The organism is Kitasatospora sp. NPDC051164, from assembly GCF_044455625.1.
GTDB lineage: Bacteria > Actinomycetota > Actinomycetes > Streptomycetales > Streptomycetaceae > Kitasatospora.
Genome location: NZ_JBITFB010000014.1, coordinates 1 through 26,803 on the forward strand (window position 1 = coordinate 1; position 26,803 = coordinate 26,803).

Genomic DNA, 26,803 nt, shown 5'->3' on the forward strand with positions numbered 1-26,803 from the left:
AGCTCAACACCTACAAGACCGCCTAACCCCCCAACACAGGGCCGGGCGACCCAACCCCCCACGGCCCGCCCGGCCCGGCCCCCCAGAGACCCCCACGGGGCCCGCCCACACCGAGCGCCTTAGCTAGGGCGCGGCGGGCCAGGGCGAGATCCAGAGTGAGAGACCTACATGGACTTCAGCGAGGCAGTGCGGACCCCGGATCCGCGGCTCCAGGGCGTCAAGGTCGGTGACCAGGTCGCCCAGTACGAGACGTGCCAGGTCCACTGGGGCTACACGATGGTCACCGTGGCCAAGATCGGCCGGGAGCTGATCCACACGTCGGACGGCCGGAAGTTCAAGATCGAGGACGGCATGGAGAACTACCGCTCCACCGTCAGCTACACCCGCATCGTCCGGCTCAAGGAGACCGGGATGCCGGAGCGCGCACCCCGAGCAGCACCGGATGGCGGGCCCACCTGAGCAAGAAGCTCAGCGGGCGGCCCCCTGAAACCCCCACCGGGGACCGCTCCACCCACGCACCCCCTGAGGGCCCGGCACAGGGCCCCCAGGGACCGCCCGGCCGGGGGGCCGCCCCCGGCCGGGACCACGCTCCTGTAGCTCAGGAACGGACAGAGCGGCCGTAAAACGGAACGGCGTCATGGTGAGAGGTTGCGGATGCACCGGGACCGGGCCCTGGCCAGCCAAAAGCTCCAGGGTTGGGGAACCTCAACCCCCGGCAGGGAAGCGCGTTATCCAGACTCACCTACTTTGGCACGGGTTCGAATCCCGTCAGGAGCACCACTTGCTTCACAACCAAGGCAAAACGGCCTGACCCCACCGGGCTCGACGCCGGCCCCCGCACCTCTTCTAGCCGCGGCCGGACCGGGCCACTCACAGCACCACAAGAATCGAGAGGCCGCAGGAATGACATTCGACGAGTGGGCCGAGCGCCTTGACCGGGTCTACATGGACGGGGCTCAGCACGACTGGCGCGACGAGGACAAGAGAGCGTGGGATGAGGCCATCCGCGAGATGTCGGTCGAGATTCCCCACACCACGATCACGTGGATGGATCCGAAGTGTGGCTGCTGCACCTTGGACGACCCGGCGTTGCTCGCCTTCGACGATCCTCGTGGGCCGGGCTGGTTCGAGTTGCTCTACCCGACTTTTCGCCCGACACACACCTACTACCTGGGCTGACGACGCCCAGCACGCCGGGCTCAACGTCCTGCTCGGAGTCCATGCGGACGTGGTGCCCGCAACGAATGAAAGGAAAACAAGTGTCCCAGGACAGCAGCACAGTGAATCGTCAGGAGTTCATGGACAGGCTGCGCGAACAGTGGGAGACGCAGCCGACTGACCAGTACGAGTTCCTCGGGCTGACTGGCATGGACTACAACGACTGGTTGGAACACCGCCACGGCTGGCCGGTCGATACGGCTGGCAACTGCCGTATCCATACGGAGCTGGAGGAGTTCCCGGCAACGGACTGCACGGTCTGCTCGACCCTGATCAAGCTGTACGAGGCAGAGGCGGTGGGGTTTCGGTCGGCGGAGCGGTCAGAGGGCGACGCGCAGGGCGGTGCGGCGGGCGAAGGCGGTGAGGCCCTGTAGGTCCGGCCGGCGCGCGGCGACCTCGGCAGTCAGCGCGCGCACCGAGGGGCGGCGGGCCTCCAGCGGTGCGGCTCGCTCCACAAGTTGTAGCTGGCCGAACGCGGATGGCACGTCGTCAGCGGCCAGCAGGGCGCGGGCGGTGTCGGTCGCCGCGCGGGCTCGGCGCTCCGGCGTGGGCAGCACAGCTGGCTCCAGGCCCGCGGCGTACGCCAGGGCGCGGTCGATGTCGCCGAGCTTCTGGTGGATCCCGACCCGGTACAGCATGCACTGCGTCGGCGACAGCTCCCCGTCCGCCGGAACTCGCCCCCGGTCGTGGAGGAGGCGGGCCGCGGTCTGTTCGGCCAGGCACGCGAACTGCTCGGCAGCGGAGGGCATGCGGGCCTGGGCGGCGGTGTACGCGGCGGTCAGGGCCACCATGCCGGATGCGTTCAGGATGACCGCGGACGGTCGGGTGCCGGCGTTCAGCTCATCGTGTGCTTCCTGGAGCAGCTGCAGGGCGCAATCTGGGCGGCCCGTACGGCGCAGCGGCGTCGCCGCCGCACGCGCGGCGGCCGCGAGGATGACCGGGTGGCCCGAGCGGCGGGCCGCCGTTCCGGCCCGGACTGCGAAGGAGGCCGCCGTGTCTACGTCGCCTTCCTTGACCGCCAGTTGAGAGGCGAGCACCCATACCCATGCCGCCCGGCTGGCGCCGACCGGGCCCGTTCGTTCGCTCTCGCTCGCGCGGGTCACCATCCCAGGGAGCACCTGGTGCAGCCGGTCGTACCTGCCAGCGGCGAACAAACCGCGGGCGGCCGGAAGTTCCCTGTCCGCCAGGCGCTGGCCGAGTCCGCTGGCGAGTGCCGGTGTCGTGTCGCCCGCCCATAGTGCCGCCGCGCAAAACCCGGCGCTCAGTACCCTCCTGCGCTCCATCACGATGCCACCATCCTCCTCGACCGCTGTTCCGGGCGTCACGCCGGGGTCTTCGGCCGTCCTTGCGACGGTACGGGCCTGGCCGGGCCTCGGGCAGGGCGCACATCTGCCGGCTCCGCGCGCCCCTTTCTGCTCTGGCACTCCGGGGTCTGGGCAGGCGGATGTGGGGGCGCAGAGGCCCGGCGCGCCGCATGGGTATCGGGCACTCGCGCGGCGCGGCATAGGGATGGCGCCAATCGTTGCGTATCAGCGTTCCAATGTGTATTATTGTTCTCGTGAGGGCGGGGGAAGCACAGAGTCCGCCGAGAAGCCACCCGACCAACAGGCCGCCGCCCGCGGCCTCGTCGAGGAAGTCGACCCGACCGGGGTCACCGGCTGCATCTCCCCGTGACAGCCCCAAGTCACCGCAGGACAGCCCTCCCCTCAGGGGCAGTCCGCGCCCACCCACTCCGACGATCCTGAGAGCTCGCGTTGTTCTATTTGATGAAATGCCCCTGTTGCGGCCGCCCGACCATGTTTCACGAGCTGGAACGCCACACCGCCCCGAGCCTCTTGATCGACCCCGAGACGGGCTTGCCGCCCGGCGTCTCTCCTGACGGCCACCATGCGACCCCTTCACCAGCGGCCACAGCCAGAGCCCGCAAGCAGCCACTGTGCCAGTCGTGTCTCGATGACATACGGGCCGGGCGAGCGGTGACCTTCTCCGTACGCCTGAAGGGCGAGCAGACCGCGATGGCTCTCGCGCACGAGATGCCCCTCCTCGACGACGAGGGCCGGGTGATGGCCGTCCGCTGTCCGTCCGCCGGGTGCGGAGCGGTTGTCGACCTGATCAGCGGTCGGCTGGACGGCCACATCGTGCGCGGCCAGGAGTGCCGCATGTCGGGTGTGCGGGTGGTGGTCAGTGACGAATGAAGCATGAGCTGAACAGCCTCAGTCGCTGACCTTCTAACCCTCTCGGGCCGTGCCCGAACCCCCGAACCGCTTGAAGTCCCGACGACTGCCCCGACTGCGCCGAGAACGACCACGCGTAAGACATCGGGGCGAATACGGAGTTGATCTCGACATGAGTACCCCCGTCCCGGGAACCGGGGCAAAGAAGCGTCCCGCGAGGCGTCGCAAGGTCAAGAACGCTCGGACCGGCTCCGTGGGAAGCAAGATCCTGCCGGGACGGTACAGCGACGAGGGCGAAAAAGGGCCCTGGTTCCGGCGTCTGGTTCGCCGCGCTGAGACGCGCGACTGGAAGCGTGAGACATCGCGGCTCTGACGGCCACCGTCAACCGGTCCTCCCCGTCGCGCCGGAGAGCCGCCTCCCGCCGCCGGTCTCCGCAGGTGCGAGGGCGCCGGCCGAACAGCCGAAGGCCCTCTGCTTCGGCCTCTGCCTCTCCCGAAAACGCGCGGCCCTGGCCCTCCCCGTCCCCCCTCTATGTGCGCGCCCGTCGTGGCGCTCGAACCTAGGAAGAAACGTGTCTGCTGATCTGCAGCTCCGTATCCATTCGGCACCCGCTGGCGAACTCGTTCCGCTTCTCGACCTCATGCGGGAGCACGGCCTCCGCGGCGAGTACGAGCGTGGCCCTGCCGAGGTCCTCACGCTAGGGCAGGTCTACCGCTCCCGGGACGCCGCGCTGGGCCTCTGCGAAGAGGTCGCCGCGCGGCTGGAGGAGGACGCCCCGAACGCCGTGTTCGAGCTGTGGCAGGACCCTCACTGGAGCGCCGACGGGCACTACCACGCGCACGTCCCTCAGTTCGGACATTTCGAGGCTGGTTGCGATGCCGAGGGCGTTCCGCATGTCGGCGTGCACGACCTCATCCAACGGCTGAGCAACAACCCGGGAGCGACGCTCGGCGACTGGATGGCGGGCGAGGGGGCCGGCCTTCTCGGCATCGCGGTGCTCGCCGTGGTGGGCGAGTACCAGGCGCAGCAGCCGTCCGACTCCTGATCCGGGCTTTTCCCCCTTGCACCCCGTTGGGGCCGGTTGGCCGGTGATGCATGCGGCGGCGCGGCGCCGCCGCTCTTCGATCGCCCGGATCGACGACGCGCACAACGGCCAGCCGCTCCCCGGCCTCCCCACCCACGATTCACTGGAGAACTGATCATGGCGGACATCCGCATGCGCTTCCTCGGGCACCCCTTGGAGCGAACCACCGTTTCTGCCGATTCCGGGACCCCTGAGGAGGTGTTCATCGCCCTCTTCCTCCGGGCGATGGAGACCGTCCCCGAACTGCGCGCCTTGCCCGGCGACCTGGAGGCGTACACCGTGCGCTGGGACGGCGACGAGGCGTCGATCTACCACCCGGATGTGGAGCAGGTCGTCTTCCGCACCCAGCCCGCGCCCGAGCGTTCCGTCCAGGGAGGTGCTCCGGTCAGGACACGGCCGCCGGAGGTGTGGCGCGAGCAGCGCGGCCACGACTTCTACCCGGCTCCGGCGGTGCTGGCCGAGATCCCGGGTCTGTGGTCAACGGCCTTGGAGCCGCATGAGCACAGGGTGGTCGGCCTCCGGTACTTCTCCGCCTGGGGCGAGTGGTACGTCGTGGAGGTCGACGACGCGAGCGGTGAGGCTTACGGGTGGTCGTGCCTGGGCGGTGACCTGTCGCAGGGCCGGTGGGGTGTGATCGATCTTCCGGCTCTGGAGTCGTTCCATCAGGAGGGCGACCTGTCCCAGCTGGTTGTTCGCGATCTGGATTTCACACCCACTGTCGCGGCCAGTGTTTTGCCGCAGGGCCGAACTCACGATTCCTGCGGGGACGCGGAGTGCCTTGTGTGTCTGCCCGATTTCATGACGGAGTACGTTGCTCGACTGCGCGAGATTATCGCGGAGCACGGGTTCGCCGTCCAGGCGGTTCTTGCTGATGAGGGTTCTGCCGCCTATTGCTACACGGTCGGTCTGCACAAGTCTCTGGGGCTTGAGTTCGTGATGGCCGGCCTGGACGTCAGGGCGATGCAGGGCGTGCTCCATTCCGTCGTCGAGCGGTTCGCCGGATCGTCTGGCCCGGTCGCCGGCGAGGTCCTGGACGGGCTTCTCGCGAACGGATTCCGGCTGCTCATGCACCCCGTGGGCTCCTTGGAGCCCTTCGCGATGCTGCGGGCGGTGTACGGCCGGGATGCCGCTGTGCCGTACTGGCAGGCCGTGTGGCCCGATCGCGACGGCGCCTTCCCAACTGATGCCTCTTGCTCGCTTTCGCCCGGAACGCAACCGCTTCTCTAGCCGGTTTCAGGGTTCTCATTTTCTTTCATTGTCGCTTTAGGGGGTATTTTCATGCGCCAGCCTGAACCACTGGATGCTGTTGACGAGCTGCGGCTCTTTCTGGATTTCGCTGTTCCGCTGTGCGGCGCTGACATCGCGTACAAGCTCAGGCAATGGGGTCATTCGCGCGAGCAGGCCAAGAACTGGCTACGGGGTGAAGCCGAGCGCGCTGGCGGCACCTTGGGCGAGAACGGGGACGTGATTCAGTTCAGTGATGGTCGACCTCGGTCGGGACGCGCACAGAACCGTGTGGTCCGGACGGCCAGTGAGCTTGCTCGCGGCGTGGCAGCGGCAGCGCTGCTTGCTCAGCTGGAGGGGCAAAGCGGGGTCGAGGCCTTCGGCAACTTCTACGGCGTCGCCGCTCGGCCCGCTGAGGCCGACACGGCCCGCGTCCAGAACGGGGAGGACGGTGCAGTCGGTGGCGCCGCTCGTGGCACCTGTCCGGTACGGAGGCCGGGCGCGTGAACGCGTCCAGGACGTCCCGGTGCCGCGCCCGTCCGCGGTACCTCGTCCCGGCCGGCGAGCCGAGACCGCAGGGAGCCGTATAGGTGCTCTCGCCTCACCCACTAGGCTCGCCGAGGCCCGTACCGGAATGGAGTGTGCGGGACAGGCCCCGGTCCCCGTGACGGGACGCAGTACGGCCGGGGCCGCACCACCCTGCTCACGGCTCGCGCGCCTGCCGACTGCTCAGTCCAGGCGAGTGAAGGCGAGTTCTACCAGGATCTCCTTGAGGTATCGCTGACTCTCGCTTCGTTGTGCTGAGCGTTCTCACGAAGCGTCTCTGATCGTCTCGGCAGGTGCCGAGGAGTCAGCGCTCAGGACTGTCTCCCTGCACACCAGAACGAGAAGGTCTCGGGCAACCAAGTGAGAGTCAGCAACTGGCCCTGAGGTGGCGAGACTGCCGAACTCATCTACCGCGACTGGATGCGCATCGAACACGCCGCTGGTAACCGGCCCGGCCTGTTCACCGCGTGCACCCGCGTCCAGCAGATCAGCCGCAACAATCAGTGCCTGCTGGATCCCGAGACCGAACGCCTCGTCGACAGTCTGTTGGGAGTCGGACAACGTGCTGAGGGCTATTGACCTCGTATCTCCGTCGTCAGCTGTGCGAAGCCGGTGCCGTGCGTTGCGGGCTCATAGGTCTTCTCGGTCATAGTCCGGTTCCTCTTCCACGCTGATGATCCGATACGGGGTGCTCAGCTTGTCCAGGCGCTTCTTCTGGATCAGGCCGGCTGCTTCCCCCGGAGTGACGGCGTAGGCGTAATAGGTCCTGGTGATGAAGGCGTCCGTGTTGTCGTCAGCGCGCTCGGCCAGGACCTCGTAGTGCCGCTTGACGGGAGCAGGGCGCATGACCTTGGCACGGACCATGAACAGGGTGCCAGCTCGCTTCGCAGCATCCACGGTGGTCGGCTCCGCGTCGGCCAGCGCTCCGACCAGCACGAGGGCGCGCTCCTTGACCGCGGCCTGGAGCCACTCCGTCGGCGCTGCGGGAGTCTCAGGGGTGCGCTGCCACAGGGTGACGAGGGCCTGCGGGTAGTCGGGCCAGGGCAGTCCGGTAATGGCGGTGGGTGCGCCGGCGGCGTCGACGGTGACCGTCCAGTGGTCGTTGATGACCGGGGTGACGGTGCCGATTCGAGGTTGCCAGCCGCACTGACGCAGGTGGTCGCCCGGCAGTAGTTCGTTGCGGGTGGCGACGAACAGCGCGGGTACGGGGCCGCGGCGGGACGTGTGCCAGGTGGTGTAGGCGGTGACCTGGTAGCCGGTGCCGTCGTGGGCCGGGGACATGTCGGTGTCGCCGCGGGGCGGCCCGGCCTTGGACACGGCTGCCCACACGGTCATGCTGTCCTCCAGCAGGTCTGCGCGGTCCTCGCGGGTCATGGCGGTGACAGCGGCCAGGATCGGGGCGCCGTCAAGGGTCACCCGGGCGAGCTGGAACAGCGGATCCACGACGTGCGTCGCCGCGCTCATCCTCGGCCCGGCACCCGGAGCCATGCCCATCAGCCCGGCCACGGCGGCGATCACGACGGGGTCGCCGTCGACGATGACGGCGGTGGCCCGGACCTTGCACGGGGTGCACCAGTCGATAGTGGCCCCGAGCAGGTCGGTCGCGGCGTCCATGGGCACGGTGCGGTTCTGGCCGAAGCCGCGGGCGTCGACGGGGGTGAAGACGGTGCTGCGGTCGTGCTGATGGCCCAGGAGGGGAGAGGCGAGGCCAGCGTCGGCGGTGGTGTAGGCGGTGCCAGTGGCTGCCATCGTACGGCGGGCCCGGTTCTTACGGGCGTGATCTTTGGTCATGCTGCTCTCGGTTTCCGGCGCTTCGGCCCCATGACCCGATGCGCACCAAGCAGTCAGCGCAGAGGGAGGACTTTCGGGCTGGCGGTGGGCCGTCCCAAAGGTGATGCCTGCGCGTTGATGCAGCTTGGCCACCGTCAGTTTCGCGGTGGGCACCTTCGCCGTTGCGCACCCCGCTCATGGGACCGGGTACTGGCTTGGGCCGAAGCGCTCGGCCAACCCAACGGTAGCGCGCTGCCCTTCCCGCGCACCAGAGTTACCGAGAAGATGCACTCAATCTAGGGGACGCCCGGCCAGGCAGTGAGCGCCTCGCGTGCCTGCTGCGCAATGGTTCTCCTGTTCCCCGGAACCTGACCGGTTGGCAGCGGAGTTGCACTGACCGCGTTGGTGCCAGCGAACTTGGACAGCCGCGCGACGGGGAGGCGCCCTCGCTGGGCGACCGCGCCGCGTTGCAGCGATTCCGATACGCCGACCACCGGGACGGCGCGGAGCGCGGTCGGCAGGGACTGCACGGTGCGTATTCCTCGCTACGAGGGACGTCGTGCACCGTCGACGGCTCCGCACCTCATTCGGGGTGCGCACTCTTTGCATGGACGGCGCCTTGTACGCAGTCAGTTCACGACGGTGCGATCGCGGTGGGTGTAAGCCAGGAGCTCAGCTACGGCTGCCTCGTTCGAGACCGGTGGCCGGACACGCCAACCTGCGACGGTCTCCCGGACTGTGTCGCACACGGTGCGCACCTGCGCAGTGAGCTGCTCGGACAGCTCGCCGACCGCGGCGCCGTCCGCGTCGTAGGGGCCGGTGATCACAATCGGCCCGTACAGCAGGTAGGGCAGTTCCATCTTCCGCCAGCCGCAGGCCAGTGCCCACGCGACCAGGTTCGGGTTCAACCCGTCCGTATTGCCGGTCGCGGGGACATGCAGCACTGTTCCTCGGTGGTAGTAGGCCGCCTCCGCGCTACCGCCCACGGCACTGCGGATCTGCGCATACTGCGCACCCGCGTCATCCGCGGGCAGATCCAGCGCCGTCAGACGCGCACCCTCGTCGATATGCCAGGCCCTGACCACTTCGAGTCCTGTTCCCCTGACCACTTCGAGTCCCGTCCCCCTGTCCCCCCACCGGGCGGTGCTGCGCGCACTCCGTCTGAGAGTTGGTCGACGATGACGGGGACACCACCGACCGGCTACCTTCACCCTAAGTTGAGCACCTGGACCTATCCCACCGAGAAAGACGCTCTGCATCACGGCGCCCATCTGGCCATGACGTACCTGCAGCTGGACGACGGTCCCCTCGACCCTGTGGCGCTGGACCTGTTCGTCGGCCAGGCGCACGCCCAGGTCATCGCCCGCTTCCTCGAACTGCACCCGGAAACCACCCAGTTCGAGGTCGCCGAACTCGTCCCCATGCGCGCCAGCGAGTTCTGAGCGCCGGCGTGCTCCCCTGGCCGCGCCGGGGCGAGCGGTCAGGAGGCTCCAGCCGTTGTCAGCCAGGCGATCCACGCGCCGTCTTGTGCCCGGCCCAGGTGAAGGGCCGGCGTGTGATCGGCCATGCGGGCGCAGACTCGTCCGTAGGCGCCGTGGCGGGCGGGGCACAGCCGGGCCAACTCCTCGGGGGTGAGCGCCGCGAGGTCGTCGGGGAGGTCCTGGCCGGCCGCGGTCGCGCGTGCCTGGGCACCTCGGCCGCGTTCGACGGCGTCCCGGTGCTCGGCGAGCAGACGGACCCAGCGCAGATCGCTGTCATCCTGGTCGCCCGCAGGGGTGTAGAGACACTGGCGCGCACCGTGCTCGTCGATCTCGTCGACGACGATCATGCCGATCGACTCCAGCATGCGACACGAGGCCAGGTTGGCCTTCTGGGTGACCGCAACCAGCGGACCACCGCCGGGGACGGCGTCCGTCCACCAGCTGACGGCCGCCGCGACGGCCTCCCTGCCCAGCCCTTCACCCCAGACGGCGGGGAGCAGCTGGAAGGAGATTTCGGCGCGGCCCTCGCACCTGTGGTCGGCGCCGATGGTCACCAGGCCGATCGGTTGCTGGTCGGCGACGCGGACGACGGTCCACGCGCCGGCCGTCGTCGGGTAGGCGGCCTGCCGGGCGGCGACGCGCTCCTGTGTGACCGGACCGCCGAGGTGCGCGCGGACCCGGTCGTCGGTCAGCAGCTCGTGCACGAGGAGTCCGTCTTCGTGGGTGACCGGCCGCAGGAGGAGATGGTCGGTGCGCAGCTCGGCGGGCCAGAGGCGGTCCAGGGCGGTGTCGACGGATTCCATGAATGTCACCCTGGCAGCTGGCGGCTCGGAGCGGGCCGGCTTCGTACGGAGGCGCACGGGCGGGTGACGGGAGCGAGCGGCTCCGGGGCTGGTCCTGGCGGCGGAGCCGGTCCACCGCAGGGACCGCACGAATGCTCGTGCTTTCGGTTCATGTTCGGTTACCGGCGGGGGCGTTGTCGGTGTCGGCTGGCAGTCTGACCGCGACAGAGGCAAGGCCGTTTTGGAGCAGCAGGAGAGGTCGCACCGTGGACCAGTTCAGGGGCTGGAAGAAGTACCCGCGCGCCATGGAGGGTGCTCTCGCGCGCGCCGGCTACGCGGATGCCGAATTCGCGGTCCGTCGGGGAGAGGCGCGGGGTACGGCGGAAGCCCGGTGGGCCTGGATCAGCGGAGCTGCCGAGCTGACCGCCGAGGAGTGGCCGGACGGGCTGGAGCTGGTGTGGAATTCGTCCGCGGGCTGGGCGTACCAGGAGCGAGACGGCAGCAAGCTCGTCGCGTTGCCGGTCCCGGTGCTCGCGGCACCGGAGGCGATCACCGCGCTGCTGCCGGCCCTCATGGACGGACGCCGCGACCAGCTTCCCGCATCCGAGGACCGGTGGGAGCACGCCGCGAACCTCGCGAGGTGGGCGGAGTCTGCCGCTGTCCTCGGCGACGACAAGTACGACGCGGCCTACCAACGCGCCGAGGAGGAAGCCGCGACATTCGACCGGTGGCAGGCCGAGCTGGGCGACGTCCTGCCCGTCACGGCGCCGCTTCCCGTGGAGGCCGACGGCACCGCCGGGGTCGCCGAACTCGGCTCCGGTGACGCCCAAACGCCAGACGCGGCGGAGCGGGCCCGGCGCGCGCACGTGGACGTCATCCTGCAGTGGGCGCTCAAGGCACGCGACGACCGCAGCCACGACCCGGACCCGGAGCTGTTCGGAGCCTTGTGCGACTTCTTCACCCGCGCCGTGGTCTTCCCCGGGCTGATGGACCCCGACGACGGGCAGCGCCACACCAGCGACCCCTCTCGCGCCCTGGCCCACCTGCTTATCCAGCACCTGGAGCGTTACGGCATGGACCTGGAGGACCTGCCCGAGCTGGTGTCGCCCGATACCTCGGTCGCTCCCGTCGGGGACGCGGTGGCCGAGTGCATCGTCCAGGCGCTGCGCTCCAGCCGCTGGTTCAGTGACGCAGTCTCCGGAACCGGCCAAGCCGGCGGCGAGGTGATGTTCCGTACCGTCTTCGGCAGCACGGGCGTTCTCCGCCTCGCCGACGTGACCGGCCCGGACGACCGCCCGAAGGCGTAGGGACCCGGAACTCGGTGATGCAACCACAGCAATGGTGACTGTGCCCGTCGGGCGTTCACCCCGGCGGGGCGACCCTGAGGCCCAGTCGCGGGGACGGAACTGCCAGAATTCGCCGACGTTGCCAACCACCGCCTCGACTGGGGAAGCCCTGTGAGCGACAACATCGACGTGGAGGCGACCAGGCTCCCGGACGGCACCCTCGTCCTCCCCCTGCCCACGGTCACCGCGATCCTCCGGCAGATCGCGGACAGGGCCGATGCCCGGCAGCAATCGGGGCGAGTCACGGACCCCGTCACGGAGATCCGCGCGATCGCCGACCAGATCGATGCCGCTGGTCTGATCGATCAGGTCGGGCCGCCCGCACCGTAGTGACCGCACCGTGCAGCGGGGCAACAGCCTCACGTTCCGTCAGTCGGATCAACGGTTTTCCGTACGTAGGCCCCTGGTGTCCGTGATGGTCCGGCCGTCCCCTCCTCGGATGACCTGATCGGGCGTTCCGGGGAGACGGTGAACTTGTGAAACCAGGCGGCGGAGGTCCGCAGGGCCGGAGGATACTGCCGGGATGCCGACCGATCTGAAGAGCGCACTGGCCGCGCTGGAGGCCCACCAGCCCGGCTCTCTGCTCGGGCTGCGCGAGACACAGTGGCTCGATGCGAAGGCTGCCTCGTACCAGCTCGATGCCGACCCCCGCGCGCCCGAGGAACTCGCCAAGGATGTCGCCGCTTTCGCCAACGGGGGAGGCGGGGTCATCGTGATCGGCATCGCCACCCGCATGGAAAGTGACGAGGAAGTCCTCGACCACATCAGGGGGCTTGCCCAGGATGCGGTGAACGTCGACCAGGTCCGGAAGGTGATCCGCGCCCGGGTCACCCCCGCGCCCCGCGGGGTACGCATCGGCTGGTCCGGCGACGGTGAGGAGCGCGTGCTGTTCATCGACGTTCCCGCGCAGCCCGCGGCCACGCTCTTCGTCGTGGCCGCGCCGACCGGGAAACCGGGCACCCAGCGGACGGACACCGTCGCCGTGCCGGTGCGGGACGGCGACCAGACGCACTGGCTGCCGCGCGCCGAGATTCAGGCGTTGCTCTCTGCGGGTGTCCGGGCTTCCGGCATGCCGACCGCCGAGGCCCTCGCCGACCTCGTGCGCCAGGCCGTTTCCGGTAGCGGGTCGGGGGGAGGGCTGCGGATCGGCCAGGGGCTCCCGGATCGGGAGCGGGAGATGCAAGAGGCATACCGTCAGTTGGCCAGGGTCGAGCTGGGGGAACCGGCCGGGGAAGCATGGGCCCACGGGTCGACCACGCTCCAGGATCTGCACCACGAGCGCGACGGCGAGCCTGGCTGGGTGTTGTGTCTGGTGGCCGGCCGCCCGCCGGGCGTTGTCGCCGCGCCCATCTGGCAGGCGATCGTCGAAGCCGGCCGGCACGCGCCGGGCCATGATCCGCTCGCAGCCATCGGCTTTCCCCGCCCGCCCGAGGCCACGGACACCCCGTGGGTGATCGCGGCCGACTCACGGAGTGTGGACGTCGACGGCGGATCGTGGGGCGCGGGCCGCCTGACGTGTTCCGGGCGAGGCGTGTGGCGGTGGCAGCCGCTCCCCCGCTTCAGCCTCAACCAGGGCCGGTCGGCCGAGAACTGGACTGCCGGGCAGACACCGGCGCTACGCCTGCGCGCCGTGGTGAACCTGCCCTGGGCCGAGGCGAGCGCGCTGGGGATCAGCAAACCCCGGCGCACTCTGCTCGAGCAGCAGCTTCCGCACAGCGCGGTGGCCGGGGCAGTGACGATCCTGTCCAGGCGCCGGGGCGCGGAACTTCCCGCCGCTCGCTGGGAACGGGGGCCCTTCGGCAACTCGGCCCGATCTGTCGGCTACTCCTGCACGATCGCCGGACCGGACGGCGTCCCGGCCCTGAAAGCGTCCGTCATGCTCGCCCTGCCCACCACGATGGAATCCACCGTGGTCGCCTGCTCCGACGTTCTGATCGAGAACCCGCAGGCGTGGGCGGCGGCCATTGGCCCCGGCTGGGACACCCGCCTGGGCTTCGACGAGGTCCAGGCCGTGCTGCTGAGCACGTGGGAGACGGCCGCCGCGCTGCTGCCCGACGTCGTCGGTGACCCGGCCGGGCTGTCCTGGTCCGCCCCGCCCACCACCGAACTGCGGATGACGTGCGAACAGCCCGCCGACAACGGCGTCCTGCCCGCCCTGGACTCCCTCGTCGACCTGGAGTCGCTCGGCGCCAACGACGGCGGGACCAGGCCGCGGATGGCCGTCACCATCACGGCCGCGCCGGCGATGGGCCAGAGGGAGCGCCAGAGCCTGCTGCGGGAGGCACTGGTGCACATGGTCCGCCAGTTCGGGTACGTCGACGCGGAAGTGGACCTGCTGTAAGAACCGGCCCGTGCACCAGCGTTGTACAGCATGGCCTGGTCTGACGAGGCCTACTGGGCGTCCTTTCGGGGGCCGCAGGGTGTCATCCGGTGGCATCCCAGGTCTGTCCCTCGCCGGCACCGGTGAGCCGCTCGTGTTCGGATCGGGCTGCTTCGAGCAGGCGACGCCAGGACGTGACCAGCGGGCGCCGCCGCAGCAGAGCCCGCCGTTCACGCTCGGTCATCCCGCCCCAGATCCCGTGCTCGATGCGCTGATCGAGAGCATGGGCCAGGCACTCGGTGCGCACCGGGCAGCCGCTGCAGGCGGCCTTGGCCTTGTTCTGGGCCGCTCCTTCGACAAACAGCTCGTCGGGATCAGCAGTGCGACAGGCCGCCCTCTCACCCCAGGTCTCATGTTCATCCCCGACCACCCCGATGCCGTCCTCTCCCCAGCCCGGCCGCCTGCCCTCCCCCGGGCACGTGCAGTCCGCAAACGGTACGGCACGCCCGTAGAGCGGGGGAGATCGCATGGTGACGGCAATCCCTTCGGGTGACGGGGACTTGACGACGGCTCGGGTGGCCCCTGACGTGTCAGCCGGTGGGCGAGCAGCCGGGAATCGCCGGGAACGGGGCCTCGCCCGTCAGGGCGCTGATCCGGCGCCGGATCGCCGCGAACATCTCGGCCCGCTCCGCCTTGACCGGGTAGTCGAAGCGGTCGTAACGCAGCTGGAGGGTGGCGGTAGCGTCCTGGGATTTCAGGAGGACCACACCGAGGCCCCCGTCGGCGGTCAGGTCGCGGTGCTCGCGCAATTCCAGCGGCAGACCGTGCTCGGGGTCGGTAAGGGCCTGCACCAACTCGGCCCGGCGCAGGCCGGTGTCGGAGTAGTGGTCCAGCTCCAGGATCCACCATGCCCCCAGGCGGGACTGGTGTCCGGTGGCGACCTGGGGCACGGCGACCGTGTGCAGGAGGCCGAGGCGGCGCAGCAGCCCGCTGGGGAGCCAGGCCGCCTCACGCCAGGTGGGTTCGTACGGGAGCGGCTGGCGCTCGTCTTCCCACCGGCGTTCGTGGGCGGTCCAGGTGTCGCCGGCGAGCCAGCTGGCCTCGCCTTTGTGGTCGCGGATGCGTTCGGCGAGGGTGGCTTCGGCCTTGTGGAAGGCGCGTCGGGAGGGGCCGGTGAGCTGGATGCTGGTCGGCTGTCCGAGGCGGCGGAGTTCGATGCCGTGCTCGCTTCGTGCGGTGATCCGGCACCCGTTGAGGCCGTGGATCTCGTCGTCGCCGGTGCCCACGCACACGCGGGCGGGCAGGAGTCCGGCCAGCAGGCTGTCGAGGCTCGCGTTGCTCTCCAGGTGAAGCCGGATGCCCTCCGCGGTGGGCTGTACGTACCGGATGCCGAAGGGGAACTCGAAGTAGTCGCGCTGGGAGTTGAGGACCCAGTAGAACGCTTCGGATTCGAGCAGGAGTTGCGCGTGGTGGGCGGGGGCCGGGATGACAGGGGCGTGCCGGGGCAGGCCGGCGACGGTCTCGCATGCGAGTTGGCGGGGGGCGCCGGTGTAGAGGGCGTAGGTCCGGGCCCGGCTGCTGGTCTGGGTGGCCGACATGGTTTCAGGCACCTTTCGCTCAGCTCCGTCGGCCCGCGGAGCGTGAGGAACAGGCACTGGTGTGCGGTGTTGCGGTCGGTGGGGTGCAGCTGATCGAAGCCGCGCTTCTTCGCCTCCGCCTTGAACCAGTGGGCCGAGGTTCGCGTGAGGAGCAGCAGACCGATGCCGCAGGGTGCCACTGTAGTTCTCGGTCTCAGCTCGAAGGGGGCGCCACGCCGTTCGCCGGTTCTGGGCGTGGGGTTACAGGGGGGAGGCGGCTGGCTGGGGATAGTTGTGCTCAGCGAGTTGGCCGCGGGCGAGGGCTTCTTGTCGAAGCGCGGTCCTCAGGTGCCACAACGAGATCGCCGGCAGGAGGCCGCCGAGCCGGGCCACGGCTCTCAGCGCCTCAGCCGCTTGGGCCAGGAGCTCGGCAGCCGATCGTGCCTGCTCGGCGTTCCGATCCCCGCTCAGGCGTTCTACGACCTCGTCCAGCAGCTGGGCCAGCTCACCCGCTCCCGGGTCTTCCGGCACATCGGCTCCCCACCACCGGACGGCGGCGTCCAAGGCCGTGGAGCAGTCGGTGCGGTCGAGTGGCGGCGTGGTTCCTACGTCCCCGTGCATCACGATCCCCCATCGTTCACCGTCAGGGGCCCCCTCGGGGCGGGAACCGAGAATCGGCTGCTCCCGGGTCAGGCCCCGACGCGGGGTGCGAGGTGTTCCGGACCCGGTGGAGCGGCGGCCGGTACGGGTATGCCGCGGCGCAGGGCCTCCCGGGTGAGGGCGTCGAGCTGGGCACCGGCGGCGGTGTAGGCGGCGGCGGCGCGCGCGAGACGTTGCTCGGCGGCGGCCAGGTCTGCGGCGAGTTCTGCATCGGTTCGCGGCCGCGCGCGAAAGCCGGCCTGTGCTGAGTGCTCCGTCGCACCAAGGTGGGGCGCGTCCTGCCGTGCGGAGCGGCGGACGAACACGCCCTTGCCCTTGACTGCGTAGACCAGGCCCTCGCGTTTGAGTACGCGCATCGCGTTCTGTGCGGTCGAGTTGGCGATCTCGAAGCGGTCTTGGAGTTCCCGCGCGGAGGGAAGCCGCCCGCCCGGTTCGAAGCTGCCGGACCGGATCTCCTCCCTGAGCAGGTCTGCCGTGCGGACGTAAGGGGGCCTGGGGTCGTGTTCCTCGTCGATTACGTCGTTGGCGACGGGTGAGGGCTCCGCCCGGGCCGCCGGCGGGAGGCCGGGGTGTGTACTGCTGACGTAGCTGCCCCGCCCGAGCACGGAGTAGACGATGCCTTCCTGCTTCAAGACCCGCAGCGCGTTTTGCACCGTCGAGCTGGAGACTCCGAAGCGCGCCTGAAGTACCCGCGCCGACGGCAGTCGGCTCCCGGGCGCATACTCCCCGGTCTGGATCCCGGCGCGCAGGACCTCGGCCGCCTGGAGGTAGGGCGGCCTCGAATCGTCTTCCAGCGGCAATGTCATGGGCGTAACCGTACGCAGCGCCACTCGCCGCTGCGGTCTGTGGGCTGTCTCCTCGCGGCCGTCTGGCCAGGGAAAACAGCTCGAATACCTGTGCCCTTTCGCGGAATCTCGGGTTACGGTTCGTACCTGTAAGAGCACGAAGGGGGACATCATGGAGGCCACAACGTCTCGGTACGTCGGACGCCCGCCGGGCATCGTGACCCGGGAAGACGGGCTGACCGACCGGCAGCACAGGATCGTCAACGCCATCCGGGCCAGCATCAAGGACCGCGGATACCCGCCGTCGATGCGGGAGCTGGGCCAGGCCGCCGGGCTCTCCAGCACCTCGTCCGTCGCGCATCAGATCGGCGCTCTGGTGAAGAAGGGCGTCCTGCGGCAGGACCCGAAGCGCCCTCGCGCCTACGTCCCCACCGCGACCGCCGCCCCCGAGGGCGAGCCCGCCGTGGAGCCGGGCCCCATCGACGCGGTGTCCGACTCCGCGGTGGTCCACACCCCCCTCGTCGGCCGCATCGCCGCCGGCGTTCCCATCACCGCCGACGAGCAGGTCGAGGATGTGCTCGCGCTGCCGAGGCAACTCGTCGGCAGCGGGCAGGTGTTCGCGCTCACGGTCAGCGGCGAGTCGATGATCAAGGCACACATCATGGACGGCGACACGGTCGCCGTCAGGGTGCAGCCGGACGCCGAGAACGGCGAGATCGTCGCCGCCATGATCGACGGCGAGGCGACGGTCAAGCGGCTCAAGCGGGAGGGCTCGACGGTATGGCTGATGCCGGAGAACGACGCCTTCGAGCCCATCTGCGGCGACGCAGCGTCCATCCTCGGCAAGGTCGTGGCGGTCATGCGCAGCGTGTGAGCACGCCGGTCGGGGATTTCGGCAGGCCGGAAGCGGTGACTGCTGTGGGTGATTCATCTTGGGATGGGGGAAGCATGAGCGACGAAGCAACGCCGGACGTGACGTGGGAAGAGATCGCGGACAGCTGGCGGCTGGACGAACTTCTCGAAGGCCGCATGCGGCCCACCACGAGCGACGACGTGCTGACGCTGATGACGATCGGGGCGCTGCGCGGACGGCCGCCGCTGAGTGAGGCCGCGCGACGCAAGGCCCTCGACGTCATGATGGCGGCGGCTGACGGCGGCGCGGGCGACGAGGAGGACCAGCCACCCCGGGATCCTGCCCGTATTGAGCAGACTCGTCAGGCCGCGCTGCGTGCCTTCGAAGAGGCTCAGCAGCGACGCGAGGAGTGACCAGGCGCAGGCGGCCCGCCGCTGAACCGCCGCGGGGCGGACAAGAGTGCCTTCGGACCGAGCGTCGTCGTTGACCAGGGCATGAGCGTTCGGAACCTCCTCGACGCGGCCTTCGCGCAGCCGGCCGCCCCGGCTAGGCGTGACAGCGGCCTCACCTTCACCGCCCTGAGCTCGGGCGCCTGGAAGGAGTTCCTTCTCGGTCCAGGCGCTGGGCCGGGCAGATCGGGATCCTGGGACGAGCAGCTGGCGGTGCTGTGGAAGCGGGTGGTCGCGGAGTGCGGAGCAGCACAGCGGCTCGCGGACGAGCACGACATCGACTGGGAGTTGGCTCCTCACGAGTCGAAGGCGGTCCTCGCGCTGTGCGGGCCGGACGACGTCGTCATCGACGTCGCCGCGGCCGCACTGGCAACCCAGCAAGAGCAGTGGGAGCTCGAGCGGCGCTTCGCCCGGATCCATCGCCGCCTGCCCTCGGACCTGTCCGGCCTGGTGCCCGCGGACGTCGGCGCGCTGCGGTCCGCTCTGCTGGACGAGCAGGATTTCCGCGCCAGCACCTACGCCGTGCAGCAGGACCGAGCCGTGCGGTGGCTGCGCGCCCTGACCGGCACCGCGGCCTACCTCTCCGCCGCGCACATGGTCCCCGCCCCGCTCGCCCTGGACGTGGTCACCACCGCCCCGCTGGACGAACCGACCCGGGACGCTCTGCGGCTGCCGGCCCCCTGGTCGCTCATCACGCACGACGCCGTCCCCCTGCGCGCGGCCCAAGCCGATGACGACGAGCTCGCCGCGCTCGTCGAGGCCGGCGTGTGCGTGGGACCGGAGCCGGTCATCCTCGGCGGCCTGCTCGCCTCCCAGCCCGATGGCCGGCTCGACACGACGTCGGGGTTCCTGCTCATCTCCTCCCTCGACGCGACAGGGAAGCGGTGCCAGGTGCTGCAGCCGACCGCGTACGGCGACCACGGCGGCGGGCGCGTGCTGTACGGGTACGCCGCGCAGCTGGCGTTCGCCCGGTGGACGCCGCCGCCCGTTCTCCCGGAACCCGGGCCGCGCCCCACGTCGCGCAGCGCCCTGGGCAGGATCGCCACGAGCGAGGCCGGGCAGGCCGGCGGCTTCCATGGGGTCCGTGTCCTGGACTTCACCCCTCCCCCCGAGGGACCGCCCGAGCAGCGCCCGGCGCCAGCCGGCTCCCGAGGGCCGCTCGTCGTCGGCACATGGCGGCGCGCGCACTGGAAGCCCGGAGTGCGGATCGGGATTCGCAACAACGACGGGCAGCTCGTCGGGCCGGTCTACAAGGACGGCGCGGTCGAGGGCCTCACGTTCACTCGTGAGCGCCGGTTCTTCCCCCGCGCGCGGGTCCGCCCCGACCTCCCGCTCGCGCCCACCACGCCGGTGTACCGGATCCCGAACCCCGGCGCTGCGAACCGGTGACCTCCTCGTGAACGGAGAGAGCCGGTCGCGGCAGGCCGTCGCGAGAGTGGGTTGCCGCGGTCGGGGGCGGGGCCGCTGATCACGCCGGGCCCGGCGGAGTACGCCCCCGGACGCAGCGCACGGGGGGACGCGGCGTCCAGGGGGACTGCCGTCAAAGTACCGCGCCAACCGGCCGCTTATCGCACATATCGGGGAATCCGATCGCGCGTCGGGGCGCAGCGTGTGCGCGCGCGTGGCCGGTCTGGCCGGGACACGGTGGGCGAGGGGGTCGGATCAGCTGGCGGCCGGCGTCTGCAGTGGGTGCACAGCCTGCTCGCGTGCGTCGCGCAGCGGGACGTGGTTGGCGCACAGGATCCGCAGACGCAGTGGCGGGTGCGTTCGCAGGCTCCGCACCGTCACCCAGATCCGGGGCAGCACGGCGCGGGCGCGTTCAAGGTGGAGGTCCTCGCGCCACATGTCGGCCACGGCAGCCCGGCCGCAGACACGGACGGCCGCGAGGTCGCAGGCGAGTTCGCCCCACCAGAAGAACATGGTGTTCAGCGCCCAGGCGGCGGCTGCGGTCAGGGCGAAAGCGGGCAGGGACAGCAGGCCCGCGGCCAGGCCGACCACCGCGACGGCGGCGGACTCGGCGGCGATGCGCTTGCCGGTGTCGCGGCGCTGGAGGTGGGCGAGTTCGTGCTCCAGGACCGCGGGGAGGTGGTTGGTGTGACGTGGGTGGAGCCACCGCATGCCCAGCCACACGTGGCCTCGGCGGCCGTGGCCGGTGGAGCGGGCGTCGGCCCAGCTGTCGGTCTCGCTGGAGGTGGCCAGGGTGATCTTCTTCAGTCCGCGCTCGGCGGTGGTGCGGCGTACGTGCTCGGTGGTCTGCCGCATCCTTGTGGCGATATGGCGGTACGTATCGCTGTCGGACGGGTCGGGCTTGCGGCCTGCGTGGACCTGCCAGGTCAACGCCTGGACCGACGGCCCCATCGCGATCGCCGACTTCTGCCGGGCGCGGCCCTGCACCGCCCACAGTCCGCCGGCCGCCGCCGCCACACCGACGGCGATGCCGGCCGCCGGTCCGCGCAGCTGTGTCATGACGGCCTCGCTGATGATCGCCGTCGCCACCACCGCCTGCCCGGCGTGGCGTTGCAGCATCTCCCCCAGTGTCATGGTGATCACCGTAGTCGGAGGCCGGAGCGTCGGACGGGGCTGGGGACGGCCGCCTGGTCAGGTCTGTTCGTCGGGGAAGAGCCGCCGCACCATCTCGATCACGAAGGCTGAGGGCCCAAAGGACATCCAGTACCCGTTTCTGGTCTCATACCCCGGGCCGACGATCATGGTCACGGTCGACTCGGCACGGGTGAGGGCGACATAGAAGGTGCGCCTCTGCTCCGCGAGCTCCGCCTCCGTGGGTTTCCGCCACTGCTTCCCGCTCGGGACATCACGCGGAATGAGGCCCTGGAGGAGGCCCGGCAGGATCACGGTGTCGAACTCTCGGCCCTTGGCTGCGTGGTAGGTGGCGAGCAACACCTTCCCGATGACTTCCTCGCCGCGCGCAAGGTCCTGCAGCAGAAGGTCCTTGGACCTGCACAGGCCGGCCAGGCCGTCGAGGCTGCTCATGTTGTCCTGGTCGGGGTGCCCCGCGGCTATCTCGTCGAGAGCCAAGCCGGCACGCAACTGCTCCAGCCAGGCGAGGGCAGGGTCTTCGGCTGGGTAGAGCTCCTCGGGGTCGAGACACAGCTGCAGAGCCCTGGGCACGAAGAGCCGCGAGGAGGACGGGGCGAGCTGGGCCTCGGTACGCAGCGTGGTGAAGGCGCGGGCCAGGGAGGCAAGCGATGGCGCCTGCGTACGGCGCAGCATGTCGGCGCGATCGGCGCCAGATGCGGTGTGGATCTGGTAATTGGTGACGGCACGGCTGGCGCACCGCTGGACGAAGCGGGAAAGGCTGCCGGCGGGGAGCTTGTCGTCACCCTCGTGCCGGAAGTCCAGCCCGCGTCGGGTGAGCTCGCTGCGGACTTCGTCAAGCAGGCGACCGCGAGCGGGGTAGAGGATGGCGATCCGCTCGGGGCTGATGCCCTTGCTCTGCGCCTGCTCGACAAGATCACAGGTCACGCGGGCATGGTCCGCGAGCCCTCCCTCGACCCGTTCGAGGTTGACGTCGCCTGGGGGCGCGCCTTCGCGGGCGAGGCGGCCACGGGAAAGGCCAAGGGCGGCTTCGGCGGCCGTGATGATGTCCTGGCCGCTGCGGTAGTTGACCTCGAGTTCGAGATCAAGGAAGTCCGCTCGGCCTGCCAGCTCGGTCAGGTACTTGGCGTCGGCTCCGGTAAATCCGTAGACGGACTGGTCGGTGTCCCCAACGGCGAAGACGGTGATGCCGGCCAGGTCGCGCAGGGCAAGGACGAGTTCGTGCAGGACTCCGCCGAGGTCCTGGTACTCGTCGACGACGAGGTGGGGGAAGCGGGAGCGCAGGAGGTCGCGGACATGTGCGTGCTCCCTGACGATGTGCACGGCCCGGGTGACCATGGCCTCGAAGTCGATCTCGCCTCGGAGGATGAGCTGCTCCTCGTAGAGGCGTGCCGCCTGGACTTCCCGCGGGTCGAAGCTGTCCAGGTTCTCGTTGCAGGCCAGGGCCCGGCGGATCCGGGTGCTCTGGGGCATGCGGTGCTGGGCGAGGACCTCGGCGATGCCGACCTGGTCGAAGCAGTGTTGAAGGAGCGCTTCGGTGGCCGTCTTGTTGAGGACCTGTCCTGCCTGAGGTGCCGACTGCCCGGTCAGGTGTGCGAAGGCGCGGAGGATCTCGTTCAGACAGAAGGCGTGCACGGTGGAGCAGGTGATCCGCCCTTCGGCGCGCACGCCGCTGCGCAGCACGCGGCGGCGGATCTCCTCGGCCGCCGCGTTGGTGTAGGTGATGCAGGCCACGCCGCGGAAGGCCGAGATCTGTGTTTGGAGCACGTAGGCGATCCGGGCGACGAGGGTGCGTGTCTTCCCGCTTCCGGGACCGGCCCGCAGAACGACGTTGCCGTCGTGGAGAACGGCGGTCCGCTGCCTGGGGTGCAGACTGTCGAGTTCCGCGAGCAGGGTGTCACTGACCTGCATCGCTGCCCTGCCCATTGACCTGTGGCGCCGTGTGGCCGGTGAGCAGTGAGGTTCCGCGGGCCGCGAGGCTGATGCGTTCCATGGCCAGGAAGAGGTAGGAAGCCGTGCCCAGACGGCGGAGGGCATGCTCGTCCAGCGGGACCTCGTCCGCGATCTGAGCTTCGGACCGGATCCGGGCGTCCAGGTCGACCTGGGCGATGTGCGCGGCGAGGCGCTGTGCGAAGCGGCCCTTGCCGAGGTCGCCGATGCGCTTGAGCATCTTCTTCCGCAGCTCGGGGTCGACCGTCGTGTTCAGTTCGTTGGCGACCCCGCGGCTCACGTCGTCGATCGCGGTGGCGTAGCTGTTCAACTCCTTGAAAGCCTGGACGATCTCCTCGCCGAACATGGAGCACAGGTCGGTCTCCAGGGTCTGGGCACCGACATAGACACCGTAGTTCTGGAGTTCCGAGGCGAGGGGATCACGGGTCGTTTGGTAGCCGGCCGCGTCGGTTTCCGGCAGGAGGGCAATCTGGTCCAGGAGCGCCTTGCTGCGGGCTTCCTCGGGGTGGAGGTTCGCGCCTCGCTTGAGGCCGGCTTCCCGGCGGCCGCGCTTGTCGCGGGCGGCGTCTCCGTCGGTGATGACCACGTGGGGAGTGTTGAGGCCCTTCGGACCGAGGAGCGCCCGGTAGGGCTTGAAGTCAGTGCCGTGGACGCTGGCCACCACGGTGCCGTAGGCGTCGAGGTCGAAGCCGGCGGCTTCGGCCAGGGCGGGGAGGATGTACAGCTCGGCCAGTCCTTCGACCAGTACGACGGCGGAGGCGAAGAGGACCTCCGCGCGGCTGACGTCGAGGTAGCGCTCCAGGTCCGCGGCCTGCTCGCTGCTGACGGGGAGGGCGGACGTCGTGGCACCGGTAGTGCCGCTCTCCGTTGCGCGCAGCACGATGAAGGAGCGGACCGGGGCAACGGCGGCGATGTGCGGACTGTGGGTGGTGAGGACGAGCGACGGTCCGCTGCGCAGCAGGTACCCGAAGAGGTGCCGCTGGAGGGTGACGTGGAGGTGTGCTTCGGGCTCCTCTACGGCGACGAGGGTGGCGATGAATTCCTCGTCGTCTCGCTGCTGGCTGAGGGCTTCGAGCAGCAGGCCGAGGTAGATGACGTTGGCGCTGCCCAGGCTGGTGTCGGAGATGCTCCTGCGGCGTGCCGTGTCGAAGAACAGGCGTACGGCGCGAATCAGTTCGTCCGGCTTGGAGGAGGCGAACCCCAGGGTTGGCTGGACCGCCAGGCGTGGCCCGAACATCGCTGTCAGCCGGTCCGTCAGGTGCCCCTCCAGCTTGGCGACGTTGTCGTCCTTGGTGAGCTGGTCGACTGCCGTGGCCATGGCCGAGGCGGTGGCTTCCAGATTCACCGGGTCAAGAGGGAGTCGTTCGAGGAGATCCCTCATCGGGCTACGCCGCCAGTTGTGCAGGTCTGCCTCGGCGTCTCGCAGGGCCGGCAGGACGCGCAGGGCAACTTCGCGACGGATGGCGCGCACGTCGTTGGTCTCACGGTCGCCGGCGAAGACGATGACGTCGTAATCCTTCGCGGTCAGCGGCCGGCCGGTCGGCTGCACACGGGAGCCATCGGCAGTTGCCACCTCCGTCCGCGGGGCGAAGCGGTAGGTCAGCCGGGCTACGTAGGGGTCGAAGTCCACCGCGGCGCTGGACAGAATGCTCTTGGCGTCGGCGTCGTCGTCGAAGCCTCGTAGCTCGACCACGATGGTCACCTCGGCTCCGCCAGCCAGGCCGGTGGGGTGTCCTTCCCAGATGTCTTCCTCGCGCAGCATGCGCCGTGCGTCGGAGATGGACGGGTCGAGGACCAGGCGGATCGCTTCCAGCAGGTTCGACTTGCCGACGCCGTTTTCGCCGACGATCACGGCGTGGGCGGGGAAGTCGTCGATGACCAGGTGCCGGAAGTTGCGGAAGTTGTGTATCTCGATCCGCGAAATGTGCAGGCCCATTCGTCCCCTTGGCGATCTGGTGCGATGTGGTGATTCATCATTCCAGGACTGTCACGTCGGTGGGCCCTTTCTCAGCGTCCGGTGGTCTGCCGGCCTCCTGTGATGCGATCTCTGTGGCTGCGCCCGGCGTCTTGTCGTTAGTCGGGCCCGGGGTCGGTGCGGATGTTGAGGTCAGCGAGGAGGGCGCGGCGTTCGCGTTCCTCGCGATTCAGGAGCCCCGCGAGGATCAGCGGATCGCGGTGGGAGGTGATCGCATCCCGTACGACGGAGGCGAGGACGTCGGGCGGCAGGGCTTCAGCCTGGGTGGTGGAGGTTCCGGTGAACGAGCGGTTGTCGGTGGCTTTCGTGGGTGCGGTCGGCAACCGGTGTTCCTCGATCTGCTGCTCGGTCACCGCCAGACGTTCGAAGACGACTCCCGACCCGGGGGCGTCGACGGCGGCGAACGCCTCGACGTCCTCCGCGAGCGCGGAGAACAGGTGCACTCCGCTCGGATCCCAGTCCGATACAACGAACACCCTCACGGGCCGGGGATCAGCGGCCATGCGCAGCGCCGCGGTCCGTTTCGCCGGTAGACCGCTGAACCCGCTGCCCGAGTACACCGGCACTCCGTACGGGTCAGCCACAGCGCGGAGCTGGCTGACCATCCCGGCGGTCTCCGACCACAGCTCCAGCCGGATCGGCTGGCCTGTCTGCCGGTCCAGCCGGTAGCCGTCCGCCGCCTGCCGCATCGCTGCATGGAAGTCGTCGGGTCCGGCGTAGAAGGCGGGTTCCGCTTTCAATTCGGTGTCGTCGCGGAGCGCTTCCCATGGGATTCGTCCCGACCGGCGGCCCATCCCGATCACCTCGATCAGCCGCTTGTAGGTGCGGGGCTCCTTGGTCAGTACACCGTCGGAGATCAGCGAGTACCAGACCTGCCTGATCGTGAGGGGCAGGTGGTCCGTGTATCGGTTCAGGATCCGGTCCACGGCCGCGAGCAGTTCCAACGAGGGTGCCTGGGGCTTCCAGTACGGCTGGTAACCGCGTGCGCGTCGATTGGCGCCGCACTGATCGCAAGGTGCCAGAACCCCTTCCTGTCCCTTCCTCGAATGGACGCAGCCGCGGCGACCTGGCGTCGATTGCCTCGTTGACAGGCCATGACGGATTTCAATGAGTGGATGGCGCAGGTCGCGGCTGAGGCTGGCCCGAGCGAGGAACGGCTTGCGCAGTTGCACGGCGCTGACGGGATCGACGGCCTGACCGACGCCGAGGCGCAGGCGTGGCTTCTGCGGGTCATGGTCGACTACCACCGCGAGCCCATCGGCTGGCAGGCCCGCGTGATGGTGGGGCGCGCCGGACCGGAGTGCACGGGCCCGGTCGTTGTCCCGGCCGGTGGCCGGTTCCCACAGGCGGTTACCGCCGTGATGGACCAGGCGCAGGACCTCGCCGACATCACGCGCAGGCCCGTGCGGGTCATCCACGGCGTCGACGGCAAGCCGGACCGGTTCCTTCCCACCCTGGCGAAGTTCGCGCCCGACATGGCCCGCTTCACCTCGCCCGTGTGGGCTGCGATCCCCGAACCTGTGGAGGTCACGGTTCCGTCCTGAGACCGGACGCCGCACCAGCCGTACTCGGGGCTCCGATCCCCTTCGGCTTCGCCGGCTCCAGGTGGCGGCTGGCGGCGCGGGGTCCCGGTGGGGCGGGCGAGGCGACCTCGCCACGACGGCGCCGCTACCGTGTGCGGGCATGGATGGCAGCCCTCCCCATGTCGATCCCGCCTCAGACCATCCCCTCTGTGGGATCTGCCCCGCCCTTCGGTACCCGCGTACGGCCTTCGTCGTCTTAGACCGGCCGTGTCGCGAGGCATCCTTCAACCCGGCTGACGGACATCGGTACACCCTCGCCGGGGAGCCGGCCTGTGTACACCCGCACAAGCTCGGGCTGCCGCCTGACCGCTCCGCAGCGCCGCGCGAGCCTACGCCCATCGACGCCGGCCCTACGCCGCAGCGTGCCTGGCGGTGGCCTTGGGAGCGTGGACGGTAGACCGCCCAGACGGTGCTAGTGCCTGCCCCGCCCGGAGCCGGCGGGGGGCAGAGCTGATGCTGACACTGAGCT

Annotated in this window: 27 protein-coding genes; 16 read left to right on the forward strand and 11 right to left on the reverse strand. The window is 69.8% G+C overall.

Annotated elements, in window-relative coordinates; all coding sequences use genetic code 11:
• The first annotated feature begins 168 nt into the window (after positions 1-168).
• The 3 genes from ACIBEC_RS21370 (at position 169) to ACIBEC_RS21380 (ending at position 1,592) form a co-directional block, all read left to right on the forward strand.
• Positions 169-459, forward strand: a complete 291-nt coding sequence (locus ACIBEC_RS21370) for a hypothetical protein (RefSeq protein ID WP_396288305.1) — start codon at positions 169-171, stop codon at positions 457-459.
• Positions 460-903: 444 nt separating this feature from the next.
• The gene (locus tag ACIBEC_RS21375; protein WP_396288307.1) at positions 904-1,179 is read left to right on the forward strand and encodes a hypothetical protein; all 276 of its coding nucleotides are present in this window, start codon (positions 904-906) and stop codon (positions 1,177-1,179) included.
• Positions 1,180-1,259: 80 nt separating this feature from the next.
• A complete protein-coding gene (locus ACIBEC_RS21380; RefSeq protein ID WP_396288308.1) occupies positions 1,260-1,592 on the forward strand; it encodes a hypothetical protein in 333 nt (110 codons plus the stop codon).
• On the opposite strand, the gene ACIBEC_RS21385 is transcribed toward ACIBEC_RS21380, so the two are convergent.
• Positions 1,539-2,324, reverse strand: a complete 786-nt coding sequence (locus tag ACIBEC_RS21385; protein WP_396288310.1) for a transcriptional regulator — start codon at positions 2,322-2,324, stop codon at positions 1,539-1,541. The genes ACIBEC_RS21380 and ACIBEC_RS21385 overlap by 54 nt on opposite strands.
• Before the next feature lie 870 nt (positions 2,325-3,194).
• Between ACIBEC_RS21385 and ACIBEC_RS21390 the strand changes: the two genes are divergently transcribed.
• From ACIBEC_RS21390 to ACIBEC_RS21410, 5 genes are all read left to right on the forward strand, one after another.
• The gene (locus ACIBEC_RS21390) at positions 3,195-3,413 is read left to right on the forward strand and encodes a hypothetical protein (protein ID WP_396288312.1); all 219 of its coding nucleotides are present in this window, start codon (positions 3,195-3,197) and stop codon (positions 3,411-3,413) included.
• A 551-nt stretch (positions 3,414-3,964) separates the two neighbouring features.
• Positions 3,965-4,438, forward strand: a complete 474-nt coding sequence (locus ACIBEC_RS21395; protein WP_396288314.1) for a hypothetical protein — start codon at positions 3,965-3,967, stop codon at positions 4,436-4,438.
• 156 nt (positions 4,439-4,594) lie between these two features.
• The gene (locus ACIBEC_RS21400; protein ID WP_396288316.1) at positions 4,595-5,704 is read left to right on the forward strand and encodes a DUF4262 domain-containing protein; all 1,110 of its coding nucleotides are present in this window, start codon (positions 4,595-4,597) and stop codon (positions 5,702-5,704) included.
• A 51-nt stretch (positions 5,705-5,755) separates the two neighbouring features.
• On the forward strand, positions 5,756-6,208 hold the full coding sequence (locus ACIBEC_RS21405; protein WP_396288318.1) for a hypothetical protein: 453 nt from the start codon (positions 5,756-5,758) through the stop codon (positions 6,206-6,208).
• 459 nt (positions 6,209-6,667) lie between these two features.
• Positions 6,668-6,826: a hypothetical protein gene (locus ACIBEC_RS21410; protein WP_396288320.1), complete on the forward strand. Its 159-nt coding sequence runs from the start codon at positions 6,668-6,670 to the stop codon at positions 6,824-6,826.
• Between the two features lie 51 nt (positions 6,827-6,877).
• Here the strand turns inward: ACIBEC_RS21410 and ACIBEC_RS21415 are convergent, their stop codons facing one another.
• Both ACIBEC_RS21415 and ACIBEC_RS21420 read right to left on the reverse strand, forming a co-directional pair.
• Positions 6,878-8,038, reverse strand: a complete 1,161-nt coding sequence (locus tag ACIBEC_RS21415) for a hypothetical protein (RefSeq protein ID WP_396288322.1) — start codon at positions 8,036-8,038, stop codon at positions 6,878-6,880.
• Positions 8,039-8,646: 608 nt separating this feature from the next.
• Entirely contained in the window at positions 8,647-9,102 is a 456-nt protein-coding gene (locus ACIBEC_RS21420; protein WP_396288324.1) for a hypothetical protein, read from the reverse strand.
• A 192-nt stretch (positions 9,103-9,294) separates the two neighbouring features.
• On the opposite strand from ACIBEC_RS21420, the gene ACIBEC_RS21425 reads away from it, so the two are divergent.
• Complete coding sequence (locus tag ACIBEC_RS21425) at positions 9,295-9,459, forward strand: hypothetical protein (protein WP_396288326.1); 165 nt, start codon at positions 9,295-9,297, stop codon at positions 9,457-9,459.
• Positions 9,460-9,497: 38 nt separating this feature from the next.
• On the opposite strand, the gene ACIBEC_RS21430 is transcribed toward ACIBEC_RS21425, so the two are convergent.
• On the reverse strand, positions 9,498-10,301 hold the full coding sequence (locus ACIBEC_RS21430) for a GNAT family N-acetyltransferase (protein ID WP_396288328.1): 804 nt from the start codon (positions 10,299-10,301) through the stop codon (positions 9,498-9,500).
• A 245-nt stretch (positions 10,302-10,546) separates the two neighbouring features.
• Here ACIBEC_RS21430 and ACIBEC_RS21435 point away from each other — a divergent pair, with 245 nt between their 5' ends.
• From ACIBEC_RS21435 to ACIBEC_RS21445, 3 genes are all read left to right on the forward strand, one after another.
• Positions 10,547-11,587 carry a hypothetical protein gene (locus tag ACIBEC_RS21435; protein WP_396288330.1) on the forward strand — a complete coding sequence of 347 codons (1,041 nt, stop codon included), beginning with the start codon at positions 10,547-10,549 and terminating at the stop codon, positions 11,585-11,587.
• A gap of 150 nt (positions 11,588-11,737) precedes the next feature.
• Positions 11,738-11,956 (forward strand): hypothetical protein, encoded by a 219-nt coding sequence (locus ACIBEC_RS21440; RefSeq protein WP_396288331.1) that lies wholly within the window; start codon positions 11,738-11,740, stop codon positions 11,954-11,956.
• 193 nt (positions 11,957-12,149) lie between these two features.
• On the forward strand, positions 12,150-13,967 hold the full coding sequence (locus ACIBEC_RS21445) for an RNA-binding domain-containing protein (protein ID WP_396288333.1): 1,818 nt from the start codon (positions 12,150-12,152) through the stop codon (positions 13,965-13,967).
• Between the two features lie 82 nt (positions 13,968-14,049).
• Here the strand turns inward: ACIBEC_RS21445 and ACIBEC_RS21450 are convergent, their stop codons facing one another.
• From ACIBEC_RS21450 to ACIBEC_RS21460, 3 genes are all read right to left on the reverse strand, one after another.
• Positions 14,050-14,376 (reverse strand): WhiB family transcriptional regulator, encoded by a 327-nt coding sequence (locus tag ACIBEC_RS21450; protein ID WP_366104440.1) that lies wholly within the window; start codon positions 14,374-14,376, stop codon positions 14,050-14,052.
• Positions 14,377-14,536: 160 nt separating this feature from the next.
• Positions 14,537-15,544 carry a hypothetical protein gene (locus ACIBEC_RS21455; RefSeq protein ID WP_396288335.1) on the reverse strand — a complete coding sequence of 336 codons (1,008 nt, stop codon included), beginning with the start codon at positions 15,542-15,544 and terminating at the stop codon, positions 14,537-14,539.
• 668 nt (positions 15,545-16,212) lie between these two features.
• Positions 16,213-16,989, reverse strand: coding sequence for a GntR family transcriptional regulator (locus ACIBEC_RS21460; RefSeq protein ID WP_396288337.1), 777 nt, complete (start codon positions 16,987-16,989; stop codon positions 16,213-16,215).
• Between the two features lie 151 nt (positions 16,990-17,140).
• Between ACIBEC_RS21460 and lexA the strand changes: the two genes are divergently transcribed.
• From lexA to ACIBEC_RS21475, 3 genes are all read left to right on the forward strand, one after another.
• Positions 17,141-17,842, forward strand: a complete 702-nt coding sequence (gene lexA / locus ACIBEC_RS21465; protein ID WP_396288339.1) for a transcriptional repressor LexA — start codon at positions 17,141-17,143, stop codon at positions 17,840-17,842.
• Positions 17,843-17,916: 74 nt separating this feature from the next.
• Entirely contained in the window at positions 17,917-18,234 is a 318-nt protein-coding gene (locus ACIBEC_RS21470) for a hypothetical protein (protein WP_396288341.1), read from the forward strand.
• A gap of 81 nt (positions 18,235-18,315) precedes the next feature.
• Positions 18,316-19,659, forward strand: coding sequence for a hypothetical protein (locus ACIBEC_RS21475; protein ID WP_396288343.1), 1,344 nt, complete (start codon positions 18,316-18,318; stop codon positions 19,657-19,659).
• A 273-nt stretch (positions 19,660-19,932) separates the two neighbouring features.
• Here ACIBEC_RS21475 and ACIBEC_RS21480 read toward each other — a convergent pair whose 3' ends face one another.
• From ACIBEC_RS21480 to ACIBEC_RS21495, 4 genes are all read right to left on the reverse strand, one after another.
• Positions 19,933-20,811 (reverse strand): M48 family metalloprotease, encoded by an 879-nt coding sequence (locus ACIBEC_RS21480; protein WP_396288345.1) that lies wholly within the window; start codon positions 20,809-20,811, stop codon positions 19,933-19,935.
• Between the two features lie 57 nt (positions 20,812-20,868).
• The gene (locus ACIBEC_RS21485; RefSeq protein ID WP_396288347.1) at positions 20,869-22,737 is read right to left on the reverse strand and encodes an ATP-dependent helicase; all 1,869 of its coding nucleotides are present in this window, start codon (positions 22,735-22,737) and stop codon (positions 20,869-20,871) included.
• Positions 22,724-24,712 (reverse strand): ATP-dependent nuclease, encoded by a 1,989-nt coding sequence (locus ACIBEC_RS21490; RefSeq protein ID WP_396288349.1) that lies wholly within the window; start codon positions 24,710-24,712, stop codon positions 22,724-22,726. Before ACIBEC_RS21490 ends, ACIBEC_RS21485 begins: the two co-directional genes overlap by 14 nt.
• Before the next feature lie 137 nt (positions 24,713-24,849).
• Positions 24,850-25,923 (reverse strand): hypothetical protein, encoded by a 1,074-nt coding sequence (locus ACIBEC_RS21495; RefSeq protein WP_396288351.1) that lies wholly within the window; start codon positions 25,921-25,923, stop codon positions 24,850-24,852.
• Here ACIBEC_RS21495 and ACIBEC_RS21500 point away from each other — a divergent pair.
• Positions 25,867-26,295, forward strand: coding sequence for a hypothetical protein (locus tag ACIBEC_RS21500; RefSeq protein WP_396288353.1), 429 nt, complete (start codon positions 25,867-25,869; stop codon positions 26,293-26,295). The two genes, ACIBEC_RS21495 and ACIBEC_RS21500, sit on opposite strands and share 57 nt — an antisense overlap.
• Positions 26,296-26,803 lie beyond the last annotated feature (508 nt).